The following is a 1,651-nucleotide window of genomic DNA, read 5'->3' as shown; positions in this document are numbered from 1 at the left end:
GGGCCCCGGGGGGGGCCCGCTGGGTGCGCGAGGGTCTCGTGCGGCGTACCGCCGGGGGACGCGGGTACGGGGAAAGGGCGGGTCTCCGAGTGGAGGCCCGCCCCTTCGGCGGATGAAAAGGGTGGCTTACTGGCCGGTTTCGTCGCGGCGCCGTTGCCAGCGCTGCTCGATACGGTCCATCATTCCGCGCTTCTGGCGGGCGGTACGGCCGCGCGGGGCTCCCGCCTCGCCGCCGGGAGCCTGGGCCTGCTGCTCGCCGGGCTTGGGAGCCTTGCGCCAGCCGGTGATCGCGAGGACCGCGCAGACGAGCATCACGAGGAAGCCGATGACGCCGAAGACGACGCTGCTCACGCCGCCCTGGCCGACTCCGCCGACGAGGAGCGCGATGCCGACCAGGAAGCCCACGACCGACAGGTAGACCCGGCGGCGGGTGTACGTGCGCAGCTTGGTTCCCTCAAGCGCTGTCGCGAATTTGGGATCTTCGGCGTACAGCGCTCGCTCCATCTGCTCGAGCATTCGCTGCTCGTGCTCTGAGAGCGGCACGGGAGTCCTCCTCATCGTGCAGTCGCCGGGGCGACCGGGGGTCCCCTTCAGGATAGGCAGGGAATCGCCCCCGTGAAACCCGCCCCTCTGCGCCAAATTCACCGGACGCGACCGGCCGGACACCGGGGGTCCGCCGGCACACCGGTTGACACCAGCATTCCCGCGAACCCCGACGCCATGCCGGGCGGCCTCCTCCGATCATACGGCGCCGGTGCCGAGGACGGCGGGTCGAGAAGAGCCGGGGTTCTCCGGGTTCAGGCGCCGGGCGCGCTCTTGCGGCCGAGCACGTGCAACTGGGTGGCCACCGCATGGAACTCGGGGCGGGCCGCGGCGGCGGCTTCGAGCGCGAGGAGGGCGTCGAGCGCGCCGGGTTCGGTGTCCACGAGGACTCCCGGCACGAGGTCCGAGAAGACCCGCACGCCGTGGACCGCGCCGGCCTCGACACCGGCGTCGGTGACGAGCGCGGTGAGCTGTCCGGCGGTGAAGCGGTGCGGTACGGGGTCGGCGGCGCCCCAGCGTCCGTCCGGGTCGTCCAGCGCCTCCCGGGCCTCCGAGAAGTGCCCGGCGAGCGCGCGGGCGAGGACGGCGCCGCCGAGCCCGGCGGCGAGGAGGCTGAGCGTGCCGCCGGGGCGCAACGCGGCGACGACGTTGCCGAGACCGGCGGCGGGCCGGTCGAGGTATTCGAGGACGCCATGGCAGAGCACGGCGTCGAAGCTCTCGCGGCCCACGACGTCGAAGAGCCCGTGGACGTCGCCCTGCACCCCGTGCACGAGAGCGGCGACCCCGGCCTCGGCGGCACGGCGTTCGAGGGCGAAGAGCGCGTTGGGGCTGGGGTCCACGACGGTGACCCGGTGCCCGAGCCGGGCGACGGGCACGGCGAAGTTCCCGGTCCCCCCGCCGGTGTCGAGCACGTCCAGGGTCTGCCCCGCACCGTCGAGCGCGTCCCTCAGGACGTCCCAGACGACGGCGGTGCGAAGGGCGGCGCGGGGGCGCATCGGGTCTGACACGGGTCTCCTGCGGGCGGAGTGGGGGCGGAGGTCTGTGGGGTCAGCCTATTCCTTGGGCGGTCCTCCCGGCGGACGGGCCTCGCCCGGGGCGGTGGGAGCGG

2 protein-coding genes are annotated in these 1,651 nt (G+C 74.1%); both read right to left on the bottom strand.

Features of this window, described 5'->3' with window-relative positions; all coding sequences use genetic code 11:
• Positions 1-126: 126 nt before the first annotated feature.
• Positions 127-543, bottom strand: coding sequence for a DUF3040 domain-containing protein (locus tag SSBG_RS22930; RefSeq protein ID WP_008748451.1), 417 nt, complete (start codon positions 541-543; stop codon positions 127-129).
• Positions 544-797: 254 nt separating this feature from the next.
• Positions 798-1,550: a methyltransferase gene (locus SSBG_RS22925; protein WP_008748450.1), complete on the bottom strand. Its 753-nt coding sequence runs from the start codon at positions 1,548-1,550 to the stop codon at positions 798-800.
• Positions 1,551-1,651: the final 101 nt, after the last annotated feature.

Source organism: Streptomyces sp. SPB074, assembly GCF_000154905.1.
Lineage (GTDB): Bacteria > Actinomycetota > Actinomycetes > Streptomycetales > Streptomycetaceae > Streptomyces.
Note: the sequence above shows the minus strand (reverse complement) of the source record. Positions and strands in the feature narration are given on the sequence as shown.